Here is an 18,643-nt window from a genome sequence, read left to right as displayed (position 1 = left end):
ACTTCAAAATCCCGGCTAGCCTTCAAGCATCTCCCTGAGCAAGGACGCTCACAATGCTTGCCACACTGCGCCTGTTTCTGTTTTTCCTGCCGGTTTTTCACCTCAACGCCTTCGCTGCCGACTGCCCCGACTGGACCGCCGCCCGGGCTTCGAACGAAGTCGCCGCCCTGCAACAACAGATCGATCACTGGGACGACGCCTATCATCGCGAAGGCCACTCGGTGATCGCCGATGAGCTCTACGATCAGTCACGCCTGCGCCTGAACCAATGGCGCCAGTGCTTCAAACTTCCCTCACCGCCCGAGCCGTTGCACACCGCATCAGGCTCGGTTGCGCACCCGGTCGCTCACACTGGTCTGGACAAACTTCACGATGCGGTGGACATCGCCACCTGGTTGCGCGACCGCCAAAACGTCTGGGTACAACCCAAGGTCGATGGCGTAGCGGTCACCCTGATCTATCGCGACGGTCGACTGCATCAGGCGATCAGTCGCGGGGATGGCGTTCGCGGGCAGGACTGGACGACTTCAGCAAAAAAGATCGGAGCCATTCCGCAGCAGCTGAAGCAACCGCAGGATCTGCTGGTGCAAGGCGAACTCTACTGGCGCCTGAACGGACATACGCAGGCACGTGCCGGCAGCGCCAATGCCCGCGCCACCGTGGCCGGGCTGCTGGGGCGCAAGGATCTCGACGCGGAACACGCTGCCGGCATCGGGCTGTTTGTCTGGGACTGGCCGCAAGGACCGAACGAATTACCCGAGCGAATCGCGGCGCTGACGCAGTTCGGCTTTCCCACCACCGAGCCCTACACCCAGGCCGTCGCCAGCCTGAACGAAGCGCAACACTGGCGCGATCACTGGTATCGCTCGCCACTGCCATTTGCCACGGACGGAGTGGTTCTGCGCCAAAGCCTGCGACCGCCGGCCGAACGCTGGCAGGCTCGTCCGCCCTACTGGGCTGTCGCCTGGAAATACCCTTTCGCCCAGGCGCTGGCCGATGTGCGCAAGGTGAACTTCAAGATCGGCCGCACCGGGCGCATTACGCCGGTGCTCGAACTATCGCCAGTGATGCTCGATGACCGGCAGATCAAACGGGTCAGCGTCAGTTCGCTCAGGCGCTGGCAGGAACTGGACATTCGCCCCGGCGATCAGGTGGCAATCAGCCTGGCCGGGCTGACGATCCCGCGCCTGGACAGCGTGGTGCTGCGCAGCACCGAACGCGCGGATCTGAACGTTCCGCTCGCCAGCGACTTTCACACCCTGAGCTGCTGGCAACCGACGCCGGGCTGCGAAAGCCAGTTCCTCGCACGCCTGACCTGGCTCAGCGGCAAGCAGGGCCTGGCCATGCCCCATGTCGGTCGCGGCACCTGGGAGAAACCTCTGGAAACAGGCCGCCTGAACAGCCTGCTGGATTGGTTGACCCTCGACGGGCCGGAGCTTGCTAACATTGCCGGTCTCGGCGAGCGCAGCAGTGCCCGCCTGCTGCACAGTTTTCACAGCGCCCGCCAACGGCCGTTCCTGCAGTGGCTCAAAGCCTTGGGATTGCCACCGACCGGTCAGGCAACACTCGCCGATTCATGGCAGGCGCTGGCACAACGCAATACCGAACAATGGCAGGCAGAAGCCGGAATCGGCCCGGGCCGCGCGGCGCAGTTAAGCGCCTTTTTTCGCGACCCGCAGGTACTGGCCCTGAGTGAAACCCTGCAAGCCGCCGGCGTCGACGGCTTCTGAACACGCAATCCCCGGCCCGCCGGGAACCCAATGTCCGCCGGAGCGCTCCAACAGCGCAGTGCTTCACCGACCGATTGCCTTTGCACATGGAGCTTTTATGAAATTTCTCGCACCGCTCGCCCTGCTGTCTTTCTGCGCAGTCCTCGCCGCCCCCGTGATGGCCGACGAAGACGCGCCGGGCCTGACCGGTTGTGCCGCCAAGAAGCAGGGCATCATCAATCAGATCGAACAGGCCAAGTCCCGCGGCAACGCCGACCAGCAGGCCGGCCTCGAAACCGCCCTGCGCGAAGTCACCGAACACTGCACCGACGCCGGCCTGAAGAAAGAACGCGAAAACAAGGTGCTCGACGCCAAGCACGAAGTGAGCAAGCGTCAGGCCGATCTGGACAAGGCCATGAAGAAAGGCGATCCGGAGAAGATCGACAAGCGCAAGAACAAGCTCGCCGAATCGCGCAAGGAATTGCAGGACGCGCTGGACGAACTCGACAAGTAAGAAAGCCGGGGATCACAGCCAAAAGCCGTGATCCCTTGAACATCAGTGGTCGCGAAACTCTTTATGGCAGGCACTGCAGGCATCTTCGACTTTCTGCACGGCCGGCCCCAGGTTACTGGCCTTGTAGGGTTGAACCTTGCTGGCGATCACCAGTTCACCGGTGGCCGCTTCAAGGGTGCGGGCCATTTCCTGGAAGCGCGCCTGTTTCTGCCAGACATCGTCCTTGGCGCTGGTGTGATCTTCTTCGCGCACCTGCGGGAAATGTTTCCACGGCTCATGGGACAACGCATCGAGCTTGACCGCACCTTCCGCAAATTTCGGCCCGTCGAAGGCAATGCGTCCGCGCAGCATGCCGCCCAGGTCTTCGCCGGTCTTGAGCATCTGCTTGAAGATCGCCTTGCGCTGACCCAGCGGGGAATTGGGGTCGACACCGCCACAGGCGGACAAGGTCAGACAGGCCAGCAATACAACAGAAATTCTTTTAAGAGTCATGGTGGCTTCAGGTCACGGAAATCGGCGGCCAGTATCCTCGGGTCACCGCCAAACACCAATAGCCCTATTAACAATAAGGGTTGCTTGAGCGCATGGAGCACTTCTGCAACCGGCACAGGAAATTCTCCATGAACAGCCGTTTCAAGGCCTGGCGTCATCCGCTTATCGCCACCCTCCCGCTGCTGGCAATCCTCGCCGGCTGCACCGGTGGCGACAGCGCCAAGCCGAAAACCCACGCCCTGGCCACGTATTCCAGTGCCACCTGGGAAGCCCTGCCGGCAGTGTCCGATAGCGATCTGGTGGCCGGTTTTGGTTCCTGGCGCAGTGCCTGCACCCGGCTCAAGGCTGACCCGGTCTGGGGCGCGACCTGTGCGGCAGCCGCCAACGTGCCGCAAAGCGCCGGCGACATTCGCACGTTCCTCAAGCAGAACCTCGACGTCTTCGGCCTGCGCGCCGAGAACGACAACCCCAACGGTCTGATCACCGGCTACTACGAACCGGTCTATCCCGGCAGTCTGACGCAAACCGCCACCGCCAACGTGCCGGTGTACGGCGTGCCCGAAGACATGATCATTGTGTCGCTGGACAGCATTTACCCGGAACTGAAAGGCAAGCGCCTGCGCGGACGCCTCGAAGGTCGCGTGCTCAAGCCTTACGACGACGCGGCGACCATCGAGAACCAGGGCGTCAAGGCGCCGGTCGTGGCCTGGCTGACCGACCCGATGAACCTGCAATTCCTGCAGATTCAGGGTTCGGGGCGGATCCAGACCGATGACGGTCGCCAACTGCGCATCGCCTACGCCGACCAGAACGGCCACCCATACCGGCCGATCGGCCGCTGGCTGGTGGAACAGGGCGAACTGAAAAAAGAGGAAGTCACCATGGGCGCGATCAGCAACTGGGCCAAGGCCAACCCGTCGCGCATTCCGGAACTGCTGGCGAGCAATCCGAGCTACGTGTTCTTCACCCGCAACCCGGACAGCAACGAAGGCCCGCGCGGCTCGCTGAATGTACCGCTGACAGCCGGTTACAGCGCGGCAGTGGATCGCAAGGTGATTCCGCTGGGCAGCCTGTTGTGGCTGTCGACCACCCGCCCGGACGGCACGGCGCTGGTACGCCCGGTGGCTGCGCAGGACACCGGCGGCGCGATTGCCGGCGAAGTTCGTGCGGATCTGTTCTGGGGCACCGGCGATGCCGCCGGGCAACTGGCCGGCGACATGAAGCAGCAAGGGCAGATCTGGATGCTCTGGCCAAAAGGTGCAGCGCTGCCGCAAGTGCCGCAGGTGGCCGACAAGCCATAAGCGCAACGCAAAAGATCGCAGGCCTCGTCAGCCTGCGATCTTTCAGGGTTCAGACCGAAACGAAGAAGAAACTGGCAATCAGCCCCATCCCGACAAACCACACCAGCGACCGCAGAATCGCCCAGTCCGCCAGATAGCAAATGATGTAGAGCAGGCGACTGGTGATAAACAGCACCGCCAGCACGTTGACCGTCACCAGCTCTGCCGTGCCGACCAGGTGCGCAACGATCACCGCCGCCGCAAACGCCGGCGTCACTTCAAAACTGTTCAGCTGTGCCGCATGGGCACGCCGCGCCACGCCGTTCAGGCTTTCGAGAAAATCCCGGGGATCGTGATTGTCGCTCAGCCGATACCCACCGACAGCCTTGGCCACGCCTGTGCACAGGTAGGGCAGAAAGATCGCAATCAAAACGCACCACAGAGCCACCGTCATAACGCCGTCCTTTTTTCGAGTTATAGAGTTGCCGGGCGGTCAGAACTTCATCACCAGCATGCCGACCAGCACCAGCCCACAGGCTAAGAGCCGCGGCCGGCCGAAAGGTTCTTTCAGGTAACGCATGCCGAACAGCACCACCAGAATCACGCTGATTTCACGCAAAGCCGCCGCTTCGGCAATCGAGCCCAACTGCATCGCCCACAGCACCAGAGCGTAGCTGAACAACACGCAGAACCCGACCGCCAATCCCAGCCTCCATTGCTCGCGCCAGAACAGCTTGAACGCCGGACGCTTGGCTACCCACGCCAGCAACGGGAACGGCCAGGCGCTGAGCAGCGTGACCCAGACCAGGTAATCCAGCGGATGCGACCAGCGCCGCAACGCCTGGCCATCGATGTAGGTGTAGCAACCAATGCACAAGCCGATCAGCGCCACCACCGGCAGCATCGACCAAGGCAAGTGCTTCCCGCCGCCGCCCTGCCAGAGCAGGCAAGCCATGCCCAGCGGGATCAGCATGATCCCGAAGATCTGCTGGGTGGTCAGCACTTCGCCGGCGAAGATCAGGGTCAGCGCGAGCACCACCAGCGGCGACAGTCCGCGCATCAACGGGTAGACCAGCCCCAGATCGCCAACCCGATAGGCCTGGATCAACAGATAGCGATAGAGCAGTTCGAATGCCGCCGACGCCAGAATCCACGGCCAGATTTCCGCCGGCGGCAGGCTGATGAAAGGGAATGCCAGCGCGACGAACAACAGCGCCACGGTGTCCATGCAGGCCACCACCAGCAGCCGCTCGGCGCTGAACTTGATCAACGTATTCCACGCTGCGTGCAACAGCGCCGCCACCAACACCAGAGCTGTCGCCAGCACGTGCCACTCCTTGATTTTTGTTGTTGAGCCTGAGCCAATTAGTCAGATTATTGATTCGCGATGTGTCAGCAGCTGTTTATACTGCAAGCGACCACGCCGCACTCAGTTGCGCACAGATAAATTCCAATAATTCCTGCCTGCCCCGTTCTCGTCCGAGACCGGTCGCCGGCCTGCGTATGCCTGATCAAAGCGTCAAGACTACCGACAGAGACCTTGCGCATGCCACTCGCCTTGCTTGCACTTGCTGTTGCCGCTTTCGGCATCGGCACCACTGAATTCGTCATCATGGGCCTGTTGCCCGATGTCGCCCGCGACCTCGCGGTGAGCATTCCCCACGCCGGCCTGTTGATCACCGGCTACGCCCTGGGCGTGGTGTTTGGTGCACCGATCCTGGCGATCGGCACCGCCAATATGCCGCGCAAGGCCACGCTGCTGGGCATGACGCTGATGTTCATCCTCGGCAACGTGCTGTGCGCACTGGCACCGAACTACGCAACGCTGATGGCGGCGCGAGTGGTCACCGCGCTTTGCCACGGCGCGTTCTTCGGTATCGGTTCGGTGGTGGCCGCCGGGCTGGTCGCGCCGAACAAACGGGCGCAGGCGATTGCCATGATGTTCACCGGTCTGACTCTGGCCAACGTTCTCGGCGTACCGCTGGGCACTGCGCTCGGCCAGTACGCCGGCTGGCGCTCGACTTTCTGGGCGGTCTCGGTGATCGGTGTGATCGCCGCCCTCGCCCAATGGTTGTGGTTGCCGAAACACATCCCGATGGACAAGGCCAACCTCGCCAGCGAGTTCAAGGTGCTGGGCAAGGTCAACGTGTTGCTGGCGCTGGGCATGAGCGTGTTGGCGTCCACCAGCCTGTTCAGCGTGTTCACCTACATTGCGCCGATTCTGCAGGACATCACTGGCGTCAGCCCTCACGGCGTGACCGTGATGCTGCTGTTGTTCGGCGTCGGCCTGACCGGCGGCAGCATGCTCGGCGGGCGCCTGGCCGACAGCCGTCTGTTGCCGTCGCTGGTGGGTGTCGCGCTGGCGGTGGTGGTGATTCTGGCGGCGTTCAGCCAGACCAGTCGCTCGGTGGTTCCGGCGGCGATCACACTGGTGCTGTGGGGGATTTTTGCCTTCGCCCTGTGCCCGATCCTGCAACTGCTGATCATTGATCAGGCGCATGAAGCACCGAACCTCGGTTCGACCCTGAACCAGAGCGCCTTCAACCTCGGCAATGCCGCCGGCGCGTGGATCGGCGGGCTGGTGGTGGCCAGCGGCGCGGATCTGGCGGACTTGCCTTGGACCGGTGCACTGGTGGGCGTGTTTACCGTGCTGACGGCGCTGTTTTTCATCTACCTGCAACGTCGGAGTGTCGCTGCGGTCAATGTGTCCGGCTGATTTTCCCGGGGGACACAATTGTGTCCCCACCCGGCGTCAGCCCATCCAACCCTTGCGTCCATGAACGGGCGCGCTGTCTTTCACCCCCCCATCCAAAGGACCCCGGATGCTTGAACTCGTCGCCGCTTTCATCTGCCTCACCACCCTCCTCACCTTCGTGAATTTCCGCTTCATCGGCCTGCCCCCGACCATCGGTGTGATGGTTACCGCACTGATGTTTTCCCTGTTGCTGCAAGGCCTGAGCCTGCTCGGTTACCCCGGCCTCGAAGAACGCGTGCAGCAACTGATCGGCCAGATCGACTTCGGCGATCTGCTGATGAACTGGATGCTGTCGTTCCTGCTGTTCGCCGGTGCCTTGCACGTCAACCTGAACGACCTGCGCAGCTACCGCTGGCCCATCGGCCTGCTGGCGACCTTCGGCGTACTGATCGCCACCGCCGTGATCGGCAGCCTCGCCTATTACATTTTTGCCCTGTTCGGCTGGCACGTGAGCTTCCTTTACTGCCTGTTGTTCGGCGCGCTGATTTCCCCGACCGACCCGATTGCGGTACTCGGTGTGCTACGTACGGCCAATGCCTCGAAGCCACTGAAAACCACCATCGTCGGCGAATCGCTGTTCAACGACGGCACCGCCGTGGTGGTGTTCACCGTGTTGCTGGGAATCGCGCAACTGGGCGAAACCCCGACCGTCGGCGCCACGGCCATGCTGTTCGTCCACGAAGCAGTGGGCGGCGTGCTGTTCGGCGGGCTGATCGGTTATCTGGTGTACCTGATGATCAAGAGCATCGAGCAGCACCAGATCGAAGTCATGCTGACCCTGGCGCTGGTGATCGGCGGTTCGGCAATGGCTACCGAGCTGCACGTCTCGGCGCCGATTGCGATGGTGGTCGCCGGTCTGATCATCGGTAACCTCGGTCGCAACCTGGCGATGAACGACATGACGCGCAAATACCTCGACGGTTTCTGGGAGTTGCTCGACGACATGCTCAACGCCTTGCTGTTCGCGCTGATCGGCATGGAGCTGTTACTGCTGCCGTTCAACTGGCTGCACGTGGCGGCAGCGAGTCTGCTGGCGCTGGCGATTCTGCTGTCGCGCCTGCTCACCGTGGCCCCGGCCATCGTCCTGCTGCGGCGCTGGCGCACGGTGCCGCGCGGCACCATTCGCATCCTGACCTGGGGTGGTTTGCGCGGCGGTGTTTCGGTGGCATTGGCCCTGGCCCTGCCGCTGGGCCCGGAACGCGACCTGCTGCTGAGCATCACCTACATCGTGGTGCTGTCATCGATCCTGTTGCAGGGCCTGACCATCGGCAAACTGGTCAAGCACGCAACCCGCGATGAGCCGGCGACCGCTGCCGAGCCCGCGCACCATTGATCATTTCCTGATCTGCTGCGGATCGGGCTTTTCGGCCTGATCCGCAGACTCTTTCGGCCCGTCCGTTTCTTTTGGCGCGCCGCTTTCACTGCGAATTTGCGCATGACTGATCAGCGCGAAGATGAAACTGCCGCCGATGATGTTCCCCGCCAAGGTCGGCCCGGCAAACACCGCCCAGAAATCACTCCACGGCAGCTCGCCGGCAAACACCAGATACGACACCTCCGCCGACCCCACCACGATGTGGGTGAAATCGCCCAGCGCCATTAAGTAGGTGATGAGGATGATGATCCACATCTTCGCGCTCTCCATGGACGGAATCATCCAGACCATGGTGGCGATCATCCAGCCGGAAACGATGCCCTTGGCGAACATCTGACTCGCGTGGTTCTCCATGACCTTGCGGCCGATTTCGAGGAAGGCCTCGTCGGTCTTGCTGTCGAAGATCGGCAGTTCGAGCATCACGTACGCCACCAGAATCGTCCCGCACAGGTTGCCGAACAGCACCACCGTCCACAGCCGAATCAGCCGGCCGAAATTGGCCAGGGTCGGTTTGGTCATCACCGGCAGCACGGCGGTCAGGGTGTTTTCGGTGAACAGTTGCTGGCGGGCGAGGATCACCGCGAGAAAACCCGCGCAGTAACCGAAGCTGGCGATCACCTTGAATTCGTCGCCCTCGGGCAGACGCGAGTTGAGCAGGCCCATGCCCATCAGCGACAGGCCCATGGTCAGCCCGGCCGCCAGCGCCGACCACCACAGCGCGGCGATGCTGCGCTCCAGTTCCTGGTCGCCCTGTTTGCGGATGATTTCATGCAGGACCGCCGCCCGGGGCGGTTGGTTTTTCTCGACTTCGTGTTGTTCCTTGGCCGAGAGGTCGGGGGTCTTGCCGTCTGTTGGCGTGGTCATGGCGGGAAACCGGTGGCGGGGTCATAAGGCTACGACACGCGCCGCTCGGCTTCCGTTCGCCAGGGTGGTGCGATTACTCGGTTACGGGTGTTTCATCCTTGAACTGGTCTTTGACGTACTTGATCTCGGTCCGCCCGTGCGGGGCCGGCAACCCGTCTTCGCCGAGGTTGACGAAGACCATCTTCTCGACGGTCAGGATGCTCTTGCGGGTGATCTTGTTGCGCACCTCGCAAGTCAGGGTGATCGAGGTGCGGCCGAACTCGGTGGCGGTGATGCCCAGTTCGATAATGTCGCCCTGGCGCGAGGCGCTGACGAAGTTGATCTCGGAAATGTACTTGGTCACCACGCGCTGGTTACCCAGTTGCACGATGGCGTAGATCGCCGCTTCTTCGTCGATCCAGCGCAGCAGGCTGCCGCCGAACAGGGTGCCGTTAGGGTTGAGGTCTTCGGGTTTTACCCACTTGCGGGTGTGGAAATTCATCTTCACTCCTGAGCGTCTTGCCGAATGATGGCGCCATCTTGGCAGACTGAGCGGTCACTCTCCATGAGGGTTCTACTATGGTCGCGATTAGCGATCTTCATCTGGCCGACAGAAACCCTTTGGAAGATCAGTCTAGACGGCTATAATCGCCCCCGTTTCAAAACGGTAACGTTCACTTGATACCGTTTTCCCGCCACCTGTCCGAGGGGCGCTGCAGCAGGTTCAACCTGTCAGGCTCGGATGGGGCGTTGACCGGCTCAGGCCGGACACTAAACGCACAACGGCGCCCATTCGCATACATTACGAATGGAGGCTCTTCATGAGCGCTGTTATCACGCCTGCAGATTTTAACGATTACAAAGTTGCCGACATGTCCCTGGCTGCCTGGGGCCGTCGCGAAACCATCATCGCCGAGTCGGAAATGCCGGCCCTGATGGGTCTGCGCCGCAAGTACGCTTCTGAGCAGCCTTTGAAAGGCGCAAAAATCCTCGGCTGCATCCACATGACCATTCAGACCGCCGTGCTGATCGAAACCCTGGTTGCCCTGGGTGCCGAAGTGCGCTGGTCGTCCTGCAACATCTTCTCGACTCAGGATCAGGCCGCTGCTTCCATCGCTGCTGCCGGCATCCCGGTTTTCGCCTGGAAAGGCGAAACTGAAGAAGAGTACGAGTGGTGCCTGGAGCAAACCATCTTGAAAGATGGCCAGCCATGGGACGCCAACATGATCCTCGACGACGGCGGCGACCTGACCCAGCTGCTGCACGACAAGTACCCACAGGTTCTGGACCGCGTTCACGGCGTGACCGAAGAAACCACCACCGGCGTACACCGTCTGCTGGACATGCTGGCCAAAGGCGAGCTGAAAATCCCGGCCATCAACGTCAACGACTCGGTGACCAAGTCCAAGAACGACAACAAGTACGGCTGCCGTCACAGCCTGAACGATGCCATCAAGCGCGGCACCGACCACCTGCTGTCCGGCAAGCAAGCGCTGGTCATCGGTTACGGTGACGTGGGCAAGGGCTCGGCCCAGTCCCTGCGTCAGGAAGGCATGATCGTCAAGGTTTCCGAAGTCGACCCGATCTGCGCCATGCAAGCCTGCATGGACGGTTTCGAACTGGTTTCGCCGTTCATCGACGGTATCAACGACGGCACCGAAGCGAGCATCGACAAAGCGCTGCTGGGCAAGATCGACCTGATCGTGACCACCACCGGTAACGTCAACGTTTGCGACGCAAACATGCTCAAAGCCCTGAAGAAGCGCGCCGTTGTCTGCAACATCGGTCACTTCGACAACGAAATCGACACCGCTTTCATGCGCAAGAACTGGGCATGGGAAGAAGTGAAGCCACAGGTACACAAGATCCACCGTACCGGCCCGGGCGCTTTCGACGCTCAGAACGACGACTACCTGATCCTGCTGGCCGAAGGCCGTCTGGTGAACCTGGGCAACGCCACCGGTCACCCGAGCCGCATCATGGACGGTTCGTTCGCCAACCAGGTTCTGGCCCAGATCTTCCTGTTCGGCCAGAAGTACGCCGACCTGTCGCCAGCCCAGAAAGCCGAGCGTCTGACCGTTGAAGTACTGCCGAAGAAACTCGACGAAGAAGTGGCCCTGGAAATGGTTCGCGGCTTCGGCGGCGTGGTCACTCAACTGACCAAGCAACAGGCTGACTACATCGGCGTGACCGTCGAAGGTCCGTTCAAGCCGCACGCTTACCGCTACTAAGAGCAGCTGCGAGCTTCAAGCTTCAAGCGGCAAGCAAGGCCACAAGCCGGGCTTGCCGCGCGAAGCCCGAAAGCTCTGCCCCTATTTGTCAAAACAGTGTCAGGCCGCAAGCTTCAGGCACAAGAGACCAGCGCACCTCCGCTGCTCTTGCAGCTTGAAGCTTGCAGCTTGTAGCTGGAGGTCCCCTCCATGTCCCAAGACCGTCGCTACAGCTTCGAGTTCTTCCCGACCAAGACCGATGCTGGGCATGAAAAACTGCTCGCCACTGCCCGTCAGCTGGCCACCTACAACCCTGATTTCTTTTCCTGCACCTACGGCGCTGGCGGCTCGACCCGTGACCGCACGCTGAATACCGTTCTGCAGCTGGAAAACGAAGTCAAAATCCCCGCCGCCCCGCACCTGTCGTGCGTCGGCGACAGCAAGGACGACCTGCGCGGCCTGCTGAACGAGTACAAGGCTGCCGGCATCAAGCGCATCGTCGCCCTGCGCGGTGACCTGCCGTCCGGCATGGGCATGACCAGCGGCGAGCTGCGTCACGCCAATGAACTGGTTGAATTCATTCGTGAAGAAACCGGCAATCATTTCCACATCGAAGTCGCCGCCTACCCGGAGATGCATCCGCAAGCGCGCAACTACGAAGACGATCTCGCCAACTTCGTGCGCAAGGCTCGTGCCGGCGCCGACAGCGCGATCACCCAGTACTTCTTCAACGCCGACAGCTACTTCTACTTCGTCGACCGTTTGCAGGCGCTGGGCGTGGACATTCCGGTCGTGCCGGGGATCATGCCGATCACCAACTACAGCAAACTCGCGCGCTTCTCCGATGCCTGCGGTGCGGAAATCCCGCGCTGGATCCGCAAGCAGCTGGAAGCCTACGGCGATGACAGCCAGAGCATTCAGCGCTTTGGCGAACAGGTCGTCAGCGAAATGTGCGAACGCCTGCTGCAAGGCGGCGCGCCTGGCCTGCACTTCTATTCCATGAACCAGGCCGAACCGAGCCTGGCGATCTGGAACAACCTGAAGCTGCCGCGCTAAAAAGACGTCACCGCAAGACCAGAAGATCGCAGCCGCGACAGTGCCTACAGCGCTTTCGCCGCTGCGATCTTTTGCTTTTAACGCCCGAAACAGAGCTTCTGCGGCCAGTTTCTGGCTCTTTGCCGTTTCTCGTCGTAATCTCAAGCCATGCCTTTGATCACGCAGTTATTCGCCGTGCTGGTTTTTGCTTGCCTGAGCTTTGCGGCTCGGGGCGAGAAGCTGCGTATCGTCACCGAACCGTGGGCGCCGTACGTCTATGAACAGGGCGGCAAGAACCTCGGTCTGGACTACGAAACCACCGCCATTGTGTTCAAGCGCCTGGGCATCGAAGTCGAATGGCAGTTCCTGCCGTGGAAACGCTGCCTGTCGATGCTCGAAACCGGCCAGGCCGACGGTGCGCTGGACATCTTCCACAGCGACGAACGCGACGCCACCCTGCTCTACCCGAGCGAACCGCTGTCGGACGTCGAGTTCGTGATGTTCTACGCCAACGAGCGACCGCACCCTTTTAGTAGCCTGGAAGACCTCAAAGGCCTGACTGTCGGCACCTCGCCGGGCTATCTGTACAGCCCCGACTTCCGCGAATCGCCCCTGTTCACTCGGGAACCGGCCCCGACCCACGAGGCCAATTTCGGCAAACTGGTGCGCGGGCGCATCGACCTGCTGATCACCGATCGCCGCGTGGGTCAGCATTTACTTGATGAGTTGGGCATTCGCGACAAGATCACGGAAAACCCCACGGTCATCAGCCGCCAGAGCCAGTTTCTGGCCGTGCGGCGCAACGCCGGGATGGATTTGCTGGTGCAGCGCTTCGGCGCCGAGCTCAAGCGTTTCAAGCGCGAACCGGCCTATGCCGAGCTCAGCGCCCGCTACGGCGCGGCCCCCGCCCTGACGGCGCCGCTGGGCAACGCCACCGCCAGCGGAAAAACCGTTGAGCAGCAGGAAAGCGGCGCGCAGTGATTGCTCTGTTATACTCCGGCGTTCCCGCCAGGCTCACGCCCGGACGCCCGGAACCGTAACAGGCCTCCCGACCCGCTACAGCGCAGCTTTTCAGCCCGCGCGAGCGCTCCGGACGTGCCTTCGGAACCGCAGCAGGACCGGACGGGATTGCGTCCTCTTAAACGCCATTCGCGCCAGGCAAGACTCCCATTGGGCCAAGCCCTAACTGAAACAGGATTACTCATGTCCTTTGCTTCCCTCGGTCTCTCCGAGGCTTTGGTCCGCGCTATCGAAGATGCGGGCTATACCGAGCCTACTCCGGTGCAACAGCGGGCCATTCCCGCCGTGTTGCAAGGTCGCGACCTGATGGTTGCGGCACAGACAGGTACCGGTAAAACCGGCGGTTTCGCCCTTCCGATCCTGGAGCGGCTGTTCCCCAACGGCCACCCGGACAAATCCCAGCGTCACGGCCCGCGCCAGCCGCGCGTGCTGGTCCTGACCCCGACCCGCGAACTCGCGGCCCAGGTTCACGACAGCTTCAAGATCTACGCCCGCGACCTGAAATTCGTCAGTGCCTGCATCTTCGGCGGCGTCGGCATGAACCCACAGGTTCAGGCCATGTCCCGTGGCGTGGACGTCCTCGTTGCGTGCCCGGGTCGTCTGCTCGACCTGTGCGGCCAGGGCAGCGTCGATCTGTCCCACGTTGAAATCCTCGTGCTCGACGAAGCCGACCGCATGCTCGACATGGGCTTCGTCCACGACGTGAAGAAAGTCCTCGCGCGTCTGCCGGCCAAGCGTCAGAACCTGCTGTTCTCGGCGACCTTCTCCAAAGACATCACTGATCTTGCCGGCAAGCTGCTGCACAACCCGGAACGCATCGAAGTGACGCCGCCGAACACCACGGTCGAGCGCATCGAGCAACGCGTATTCCGTCTGCCAGCCAGCCACAAGCGTGCGCTGCTGGCTCACCTGATCACCGCCGGCGCGTGGGAACAGGTGCTGGTGTTCACCCGCACCAAGCACGGCGCCAACCGTCTGGCCGAGTACCTGGACAAACACGGCCTGCCGGCTGTGGCGATCCACGGCAACAAGAGCCAGAACGCCCGCACCAAAGCCCTGGCCGACTTCAAGGCCAACCAGGTACGCATCCTGGTAGCGACCGACATCGCGGCGCGCGGTCTGGACATCGACCAGTTGCCACACGTGGTCAACTTCGAACTGCCGAACGTCGATGAAGACTACGTGCACCGTATCGGCCGTACCGGCCGTGCCGGTCGTTCGGGCGAGGCGATCTCGCTGGTCGCACCGGACGAAGAAAAACTGCTGAAAAGCATCGAACGCATGACCAAGCAGAAAATCGCCGACGGCGACCTGATGGGTTTCGATGCCAGCACCATCGAGGCCGAGAAGCCGGAAGCCCGCGAACGTCCGGACATGCGCAACCCGCGCAATGCCCGTGGCCCACGCGGCGACGGCCCGAATGGCGGCGGCGGTGGCGGCGGTCGTAAAGACAAAGGCAAAGACAAGGGCAAGGAAAAACCGGCCGGTGAGCGTGGCGAGCGTCCAGCCCGTCAACAAAAGCCGCGTGAAGGCACCCCGGCCCGCGAACAGCGCCAGCCAAGCCAGCCGCCACGTGCCGCAGCTGACCGTGCTCCGGACGAGTTCCTCGACGACGATATCGATAACTTCGGTAACCGCGTCGATTACGTGCCGAAGCAGGCTCCGGCCGGTGGTCGCAACCGTCGTCCAGGCGCTCCGGCGCAAGGCGCAGGTTCGGGCGCACCACGTGGCGGTCAGTCGCAAGGTCGCCAGAACGGCCCGCGCAACAGCAACGGTTCGAGCACCGGCACGCCGCCAGGCAAACGCAGCGGCCCGCGCAACGGTGCCCCGCGTGATGGTCAGGGTCGTCGCGATGAAAATTCGCGCAACCGCCGCCCGGCCCGTGACGATCAGCAACGCGCTGAACCGGCAGTGCAGAACCCGCGCAGCAGCGGGCCGAAGATCATGCACAAGGAATCGAAAGCCGACCGCTTCCCGACACCTGAGCAGCTGGATCAACTGCCAAGCCGCCCACGCGGTGAAAAACCGGCCTTGCTGACCCGCAATCGCTGAGTTTTCCACTGCCATGAAAAAATGCCCCGGCCTGAAAACCGGGGCATTTTTTTGCGCGCCGCCGAGACGAGAGTTACGGCAGGCAATAAAAAACGCCCCCGGTCGCAAGACCGGGGGCGTTTTTGTGTGGCCGGCGAAAATTACTTCGCTTTCACACCTTCAAACGAAACGTACAGCTCGACCGCGTCGGACTTCGGACCCAGGTCTTTCTGCTTGCCGAAATCGGAACGCTTGATGGTGGTGGTGCCTTCGAAACCTGCACGGTAGCCGCCCCATGGATCCTTGCCTTCGCCCAGGAAGGTAGCCTTCACGACCACTGGCTTGGTGACGCCCAGGATGGTCAGGTCGCCGGTCACGTCAGCGGTGTTGGCACCGGTGGACTTGACGCTGGTGGAGACGAAGGTCGCCTTGGCGAACTTGCTGGCGTTCAGGAAGTCAGCGCTGGCGATGTGCTTGTCGCGCTCGGCGTGGTTGGTGAACACGCTGGCGGTGTTCACGTTGAACTCGATCTTGCTGTCTTCAGGCTTGGCAGCGTCGAAGCTGAACTTGCCATCGATGTCCTTGAAGGTACCGGTGATGAAGCTGTAGCCCAGGTGGCTGATCTTGAAGTCGACGAAGGCGTGCTGGCCTTCTTTATCAACCACGTAGTCAGCGGCCATCACGTTGGCGGACAGGACGGCAGAGCCGATTGCCAGAGCGGCCAGAGTCTTTTTCAACATGCTTTGTTTTCCTTTGGAGTCGAGGTTGAACATCAGGCTTTGCGTCCCAGCATTCGTGTCAGGGTCGCATCACGATCGATAAAGTGGTGCTTCAATGCTGCCAACGCATGAAGGCCGGAAAAAATTACCAGCGCCCATGCCAGCCAGAGATGAATCACACCGGCGGTATCTGCCTGATCCGGTAGTCCGGAAACCAGTGCAGGAACTTCAAACAGGCCAAACACCGGGATCCCGACACCGTCTGCGGTGGAAATCAGGTAACCGGCAATCATCACGGCGAACAGCGCAAGGTAGAGGAACCCATGGCCGAACCTGGCGCCGATGCGGGTCATGCGGCTGTAGCTTTGCAGCGTTGGCGGTGGTGGGCTGACAAAGCGCCACAACACCCGCAACACCATCACACCCAGCAGCACCAGACCGATGCTCTTGTGCAGATCCGGCGCGTCTTTGCGCCAGGTGCTGTAGTAATCCAGCCCCACCATCCACAGACCCAGCGCGAACAGCCCGAAGACCACCAGCGCCACGCCCCAGTGCATGAAGATGCTGACCCAACCGTAGCGCGAAGAAGAGTTACGTAGCTGCATTGCCCAAATCCTGTGAGAACTGCGAACCAAGACTAGCGAGTTATCTATCGAATTAAAGCGGAAAATTTCGCTTTGAAATATCGAGAAATACGATCAAGAGTCTTGAACAGGGGAGTTAAGGAAAGATTAAAGACAAAAGTGTGGCGGGATGTTGTGAATCACGGGCAAAAAAAAGCGCGGCCTGAAAGCCGCGCTTTTTCATTCACCGCAAAGCCTTACTGCGCTTTGGTCTCGGTGGTTGCCGCCGGTTTGGCCGCTGGCTTCTTCGCCGGTTCAGCTTTTTTCGCCGCAGGTTTGGCTGCAGGTTTTTTCGCTTCGGTCTTGGCCGCCGGTTTCTTCGCTGCTGGTTTGGCAGCCGCTTTCTTGGCCGGCTCGGCTTTTACCGGAGCTGCTGGCTTCGGTGCTTCTACCGGGGCTGGCGCAGGGGCCGGGGTCGGTGCAGGCGCTGGGGCGGCTGGAGCAGGTGCCGGCTCTGGCGCTTTTACAGGCTCTGGCTTCTTGTCGTCGTCCGAACCGCCGAACAGGTTGGTGAAGAAGTTGCCTTTCTTCGCCGCCACGGCTGCACCCGCTGCACCTGCCGCTGCGGCGGTGGCCGCTGCCGGGCCGACTTTGGCCGGTTCGAAGGATTTGCCCGCCGCCAGGTCTTCAACCTGACTGGCCGCACGCTGACCGGTGCGCAGTGCGCCTTCCAGGGTGCCCGGGTACAAGGTGTCGGTGTGTTCGCCGGCAAACGCTACGCGTTGCAGCGGACGCTCCCACAGACGCCAGTATTTGCTGATCTGGCCTGGGCCGAAGGCGAGGTAAGAACCGCCGGTCGATGGATCAGTGCTGTAGCGACGGATTTCATAGCCGGTGAACGAGCCACGGGCCTGTGGATAAAACGCGTGCAGACGAATCAGCACCTGATCGACCATCTGCTTGTCGCCGAAGGCCTGCATGACGCGGGCGTTGTCGCCGGACAGGTTGATCACCACGTTCGCGCCGCCCTTCAGGGCCGGCTCGATCCACAACATGCCAAGACCGGTGTTGCTGTAGATCTCGCCGGACATCCGCGCCTTGCTTTCCCACACGGGCGTCTTGAACTTCAGCATGATCTGGTCGCGCCAGCCGTAGTTGGTGCCTTTGATCGCGGCCAGGTGCTGGGCGTCCAGCGCCGGGGTCAGCTGGATCTTGTTCAGCGCGCGCAGTGGCACGGCCAACACCACGTAATCCGCCGAATAGCCCACGCTGCCGACCTTGACGGTCACGCCGTCCTTGTCCTGGGTGATAGCGGACACCGGCGAGTCGGTCTTGATGGTTTTCAGCTGTTTGACGAAGGCCTGGGCCAGCACCGGGCTGCCACCGACCAGACGCGAAGCGCGCAGGTCACGGTCGGACACGCCGCGATACACCCGGCTCTGCTGCGCGAAGTACAGCAGCGACAGGCGCGAAGGCTCGTCGTAGTGGGTGCGGATGTCCTGGTTGATCAGCTGACGCGCGGTGGCCGGCAGGTTCTGCTTGTCGAGCCAGCTCGAGACGTTGATCTGGTCCAGGGCGTGCAGGGTGTTGGTCGCCGCCGGGTTCTGTGGGTCGTCGATCGAACGCGCCAGATCGTCACGGGTTTTTTCGTAGCGCTTCAGCGCTTCGGCCGTGGCAGGCTGTTTGGTGGTCAGGTCGGCGGCGGAGAAATACTCGCCGTCGATCAGGTAACCCGGGGTCCGTACGAATTCAGGCGCTGGCGTGGTGTTCAGCTTGAAGGTCGACACGTACTTGTTCAGCACCGGTTGAGTCTTGTCGTTGCCGATCCACTCGCTGGTGGCCATGCCCGAGCGACCGCCCAGGCTCGGCTTGGCTTCGAGCAGCGTGACCTGCCAGCCCTTGTTCTGCAGTTCGTAAGCCGCCGTCAGGCCCGACAGGCCGCCGCCGATCACGATTGCGGTTTTATCCTTGGCCAGCGCCGTAACGCTAAACAGCCCCAACACCACTAGCGCACAGGCGCGCAGCCAACCGACAGACATTCAGCGAACTCCGGAAAAACACGTAGGAAAATGCAGTTTTGCGAGTCAGACGACCCAA

Annotated in this window: 17 protein-coding genes and 1 riboswitch; of the genes, 9 read left to right on the top strand and 8 right to left on the bottom strand. The window is 61.8% G+C overall.

Annotated elements, in window-relative coordinates:
* Positions 1 to 53: 53 nt before the first annotated feature.
* Both ligB and M5G18_RS22240 read left to right on the top strand, forming a co-directional pair.
* The gene (gene ligB / locus M5G18_RS22245) at positions 54 to 1,730 is read left to right on the top strand and encodes an NAD-dependent DNA ligase LigB (protein ID WP_273896202.1); all 1,677 of its coding nucleotides are present in this window, start codon (positions 54 to 56) and stop codon (positions 1,728 to 1,730) included.
* 97 nt (positions 1,731 to 1,827) lie between these two features.
* Complete coding sequence (locus tag M5G18_RS22240) at positions 1,828 to 2,223, top strand: DUF1090 domain-containing protein (protein ID WP_007959697.1); 396 nt, start codon at positions 1,828 to 1,830, stop codon at positions 2,221 to 2,223.
* 42 nt (positions 2,224 to 2,265) lie between these two features.
* On the opposite strand, the gene M5G18_RS22235 is transcribed toward M5G18_RS22240, so the two are convergent.
* Positions 2,266 to 2,715: a c-type cytochrome gene (locus M5G18_RS22235; RefSeq protein ID WP_007959696.1), complete on the bottom strand. Its 450-nt coding sequence runs from the start codon at positions 2,713 to 2,715 to the stop codon at positions 2,266 to 2,268.
* A gap of 128 nt (positions 2,716 to 2,843) precedes the next feature.
* On the opposite strand from M5G18_RS22235, the gene mltA reads away from it, so the two are divergent.
* Positions 2,844 to 4,016, top strand: a complete 1,173-nt coding sequence (gene mltA, locus M5G18_RS22230; protein ID WP_273896201.1) for a murein transglycosylase A — start codon at positions 2,844 to 2,846, stop codon at positions 4,014 to 4,016.
* Between the two features lie 49 nt (positions 4,017 to 4,065).
* Here mltA and M5G18_RS22225 read toward each other — a convergent pair whose 3' ends face one another.
* The gene (locus tag M5G18_RS22225) at positions 4,066 to 4,449 is read right to left on the bottom strand and encodes an MAPEG family protein (RefSeq protein ID WP_007959694.1); all 384 of its coding nucleotides are present in this window, start codon (positions 4,447 to 4,449) and stop codon (positions 4,066 to 4,068) included.
* Between the two features lie 39 nt (positions 4,450 to 4,488).
* Entirely contained in the window at positions 4,489 to 5,322 is an 834-nt protein-coding gene (locus tag M5G18_RS22220; RefSeq protein WP_273896200.1) for an EamA family transporter, read from the bottom strand.
* 219 nt (positions 5,323 to 5,541) lie between these two features.
* On the opposite strand from M5G18_RS22220, the gene M5G18_RS22215 reads away from it, so the two are divergent.
* Together M5G18_RS22215 and M5G18_RS22210 are read left to right on the top strand one after the other, a co-directional pair.
* Positions 5,542 to 6,711: an MFS transporter gene (locus M5G18_RS22215; RefSeq protein WP_273896199.1), complete on the top strand. Its 1,170-nt coding sequence runs from the start codon at positions 5,542 to 5,544 to the stop codon at positions 6,709 to 6,711.
* A 106-nt stretch (positions 6,712 to 6,817) separates the two neighbouring features.
* Complete coding sequence (locus tag M5G18_RS22210) at positions 6,818 to 8,083, top strand: cation:proton antiporter (protein WP_085611954.1); 1,266 nt, start codon at positions 6,818 to 6,820, stop codon at positions 8,081 to 8,083.
* Here the strand turns inward: M5G18_RS22210 and M5G18_RS22205 are convergent, their stop codons facing one another.
* Both M5G18_RS22205 and M5G18_RS22200 read right to left on the bottom strand, forming a co-directional pair.
* A complete protein-coding gene (locus M5G18_RS22205) occupies positions 8,084 to 8,989 on the bottom strand; it encodes a formate/nitrite transporter family protein (RefSeq protein ID WP_273896198.1) in 906 nt (301 codons plus the stop codon).
* 73 nt (positions 8,990 to 9,062) lie between these two features.
* A complete protein-coding gene (locus tag M5G18_RS22200) occupies positions 9,063 to 9,470 on the bottom strand; it encodes an acyl-CoA thioesterase (RefSeq protein WP_007959686.1) in 408 nt (135 codons plus the stop codon).
* A gap of 197 nt (positions 9,471 to 9,667) precedes the next feature.
* Positions 9,668 to 9,766: riboswitch (S-adenosyl-L-homocysteine riboswitch) on the top strand.
* A 23-nt stretch (positions 9,767 to 9,789) separates the two neighbouring features.
* On the opposite strand from M5G18_RS22200, the gene ahcY reads away from it, so the two are divergent.
* The 4 genes from ahcY (at position 9,790) to M5G18_RS22180 (ending at position 15,285) form a co-directional block, all read left to right on the top strand.
* On the top strand, positions 9,790 to 11,199 hold the full coding sequence (ahcY, locus tag M5G18_RS22195; RefSeq protein ID WP_007959684.1) for an adenosylhomocysteinase: 1,410 nt from the start codon (positions 9,790 to 9,792) through the stop codon (positions 11,197 to 11,199).
* A gap of 189 nt (positions 11,200 to 11,388) precedes the next feature.
* Positions 11,389 to 12,234, top strand: a complete 846-nt coding sequence (metF, locus tag M5G18_RS22190) for a methylenetetrahydrofolate reductase [NAD(P)H] (protein WP_273896197.1) — start codon at positions 11,389 to 11,391, stop codon at positions 12,232 to 12,234.
* 147 nt (positions 12,235 to 12,381) lie between these two features.
* Positions 12,382 to 13,194 (top strand): substrate-binding periplasmic protein, encoded by an 813-nt coding sequence (locus M5G18_RS22185; RefSeq protein ID WP_273896196.1) that lies wholly within the window; start codon positions 12,382 to 12,384, stop codon positions 13,192 to 13,194.
* Positions 13,195 to 13,416: 222 nt separating this feature from the next.
* Complete coding sequence (locus M5G18_RS22180) at positions 13,417 to 15,285, top strand: RNA helicase RhlE2 (protein WP_273896195.1); 1,869 nt, start codon at positions 13,417 to 13,419, stop codon at positions 15,283 to 15,285.
* Between the two features lie 140 nt (positions 15,286 to 15,425).
* Here M5G18_RS22180 and M5G18_RS22175 read toward each other — a convergent pair whose 3' ends face one another.
* The 3 genes from M5G18_RS22175 to M5G18_RS22165 form a co-directional block, all read right to left on the bottom strand.
* Positions 15,426 to 16,004: a YceI family protein gene (locus M5G18_RS22175; protein ID WP_045121911.1), complete on the bottom strand. Its 579-nt coding sequence runs from the start codon at positions 16,002 to 16,004 to the stop codon at positions 15,426 to 15,428.
* 32 nt (positions 16,005 to 16,036) lie between these two features.
* Positions 16,037 to 16,588, bottom strand: a complete 552-nt coding sequence (locus tag M5G18_RS22170; RefSeq protein WP_192562700.1) for a cytochrome b — start codon at positions 16,586 to 16,588, stop codon at positions 16,037 to 16,039.
* A gap of 215 nt (positions 16,589 to 16,803) precedes the next feature.
* Positions 16,804 to 18,585: a flavin monoamine oxidase family protein gene (locus M5G18_RS22165; protein ID WP_273896194.1), complete on the bottom strand. Its 1,782-nt coding sequence runs from the start codon at positions 18,583 to 18,585 to the stop codon at positions 16,804 to 16,806.
* Positions 18,586 to 18,643: the final 58 nt, after the last annotated feature.

Source organism: Pseudomonas aphyarum, from assembly GCF_028657055.1.
Lineage (GTDB): Bacteria > Pseudomonadota > Gammaproteobacteria > Pseudomonadales > Pseudomonadaceae > Aquipseudomonas > Aquipseudomonas aphyarum.
Note: the sequence above shows the minus strand (reverse complement) of the source record. Positions and strands in the feature narration are given on the sequence as shown.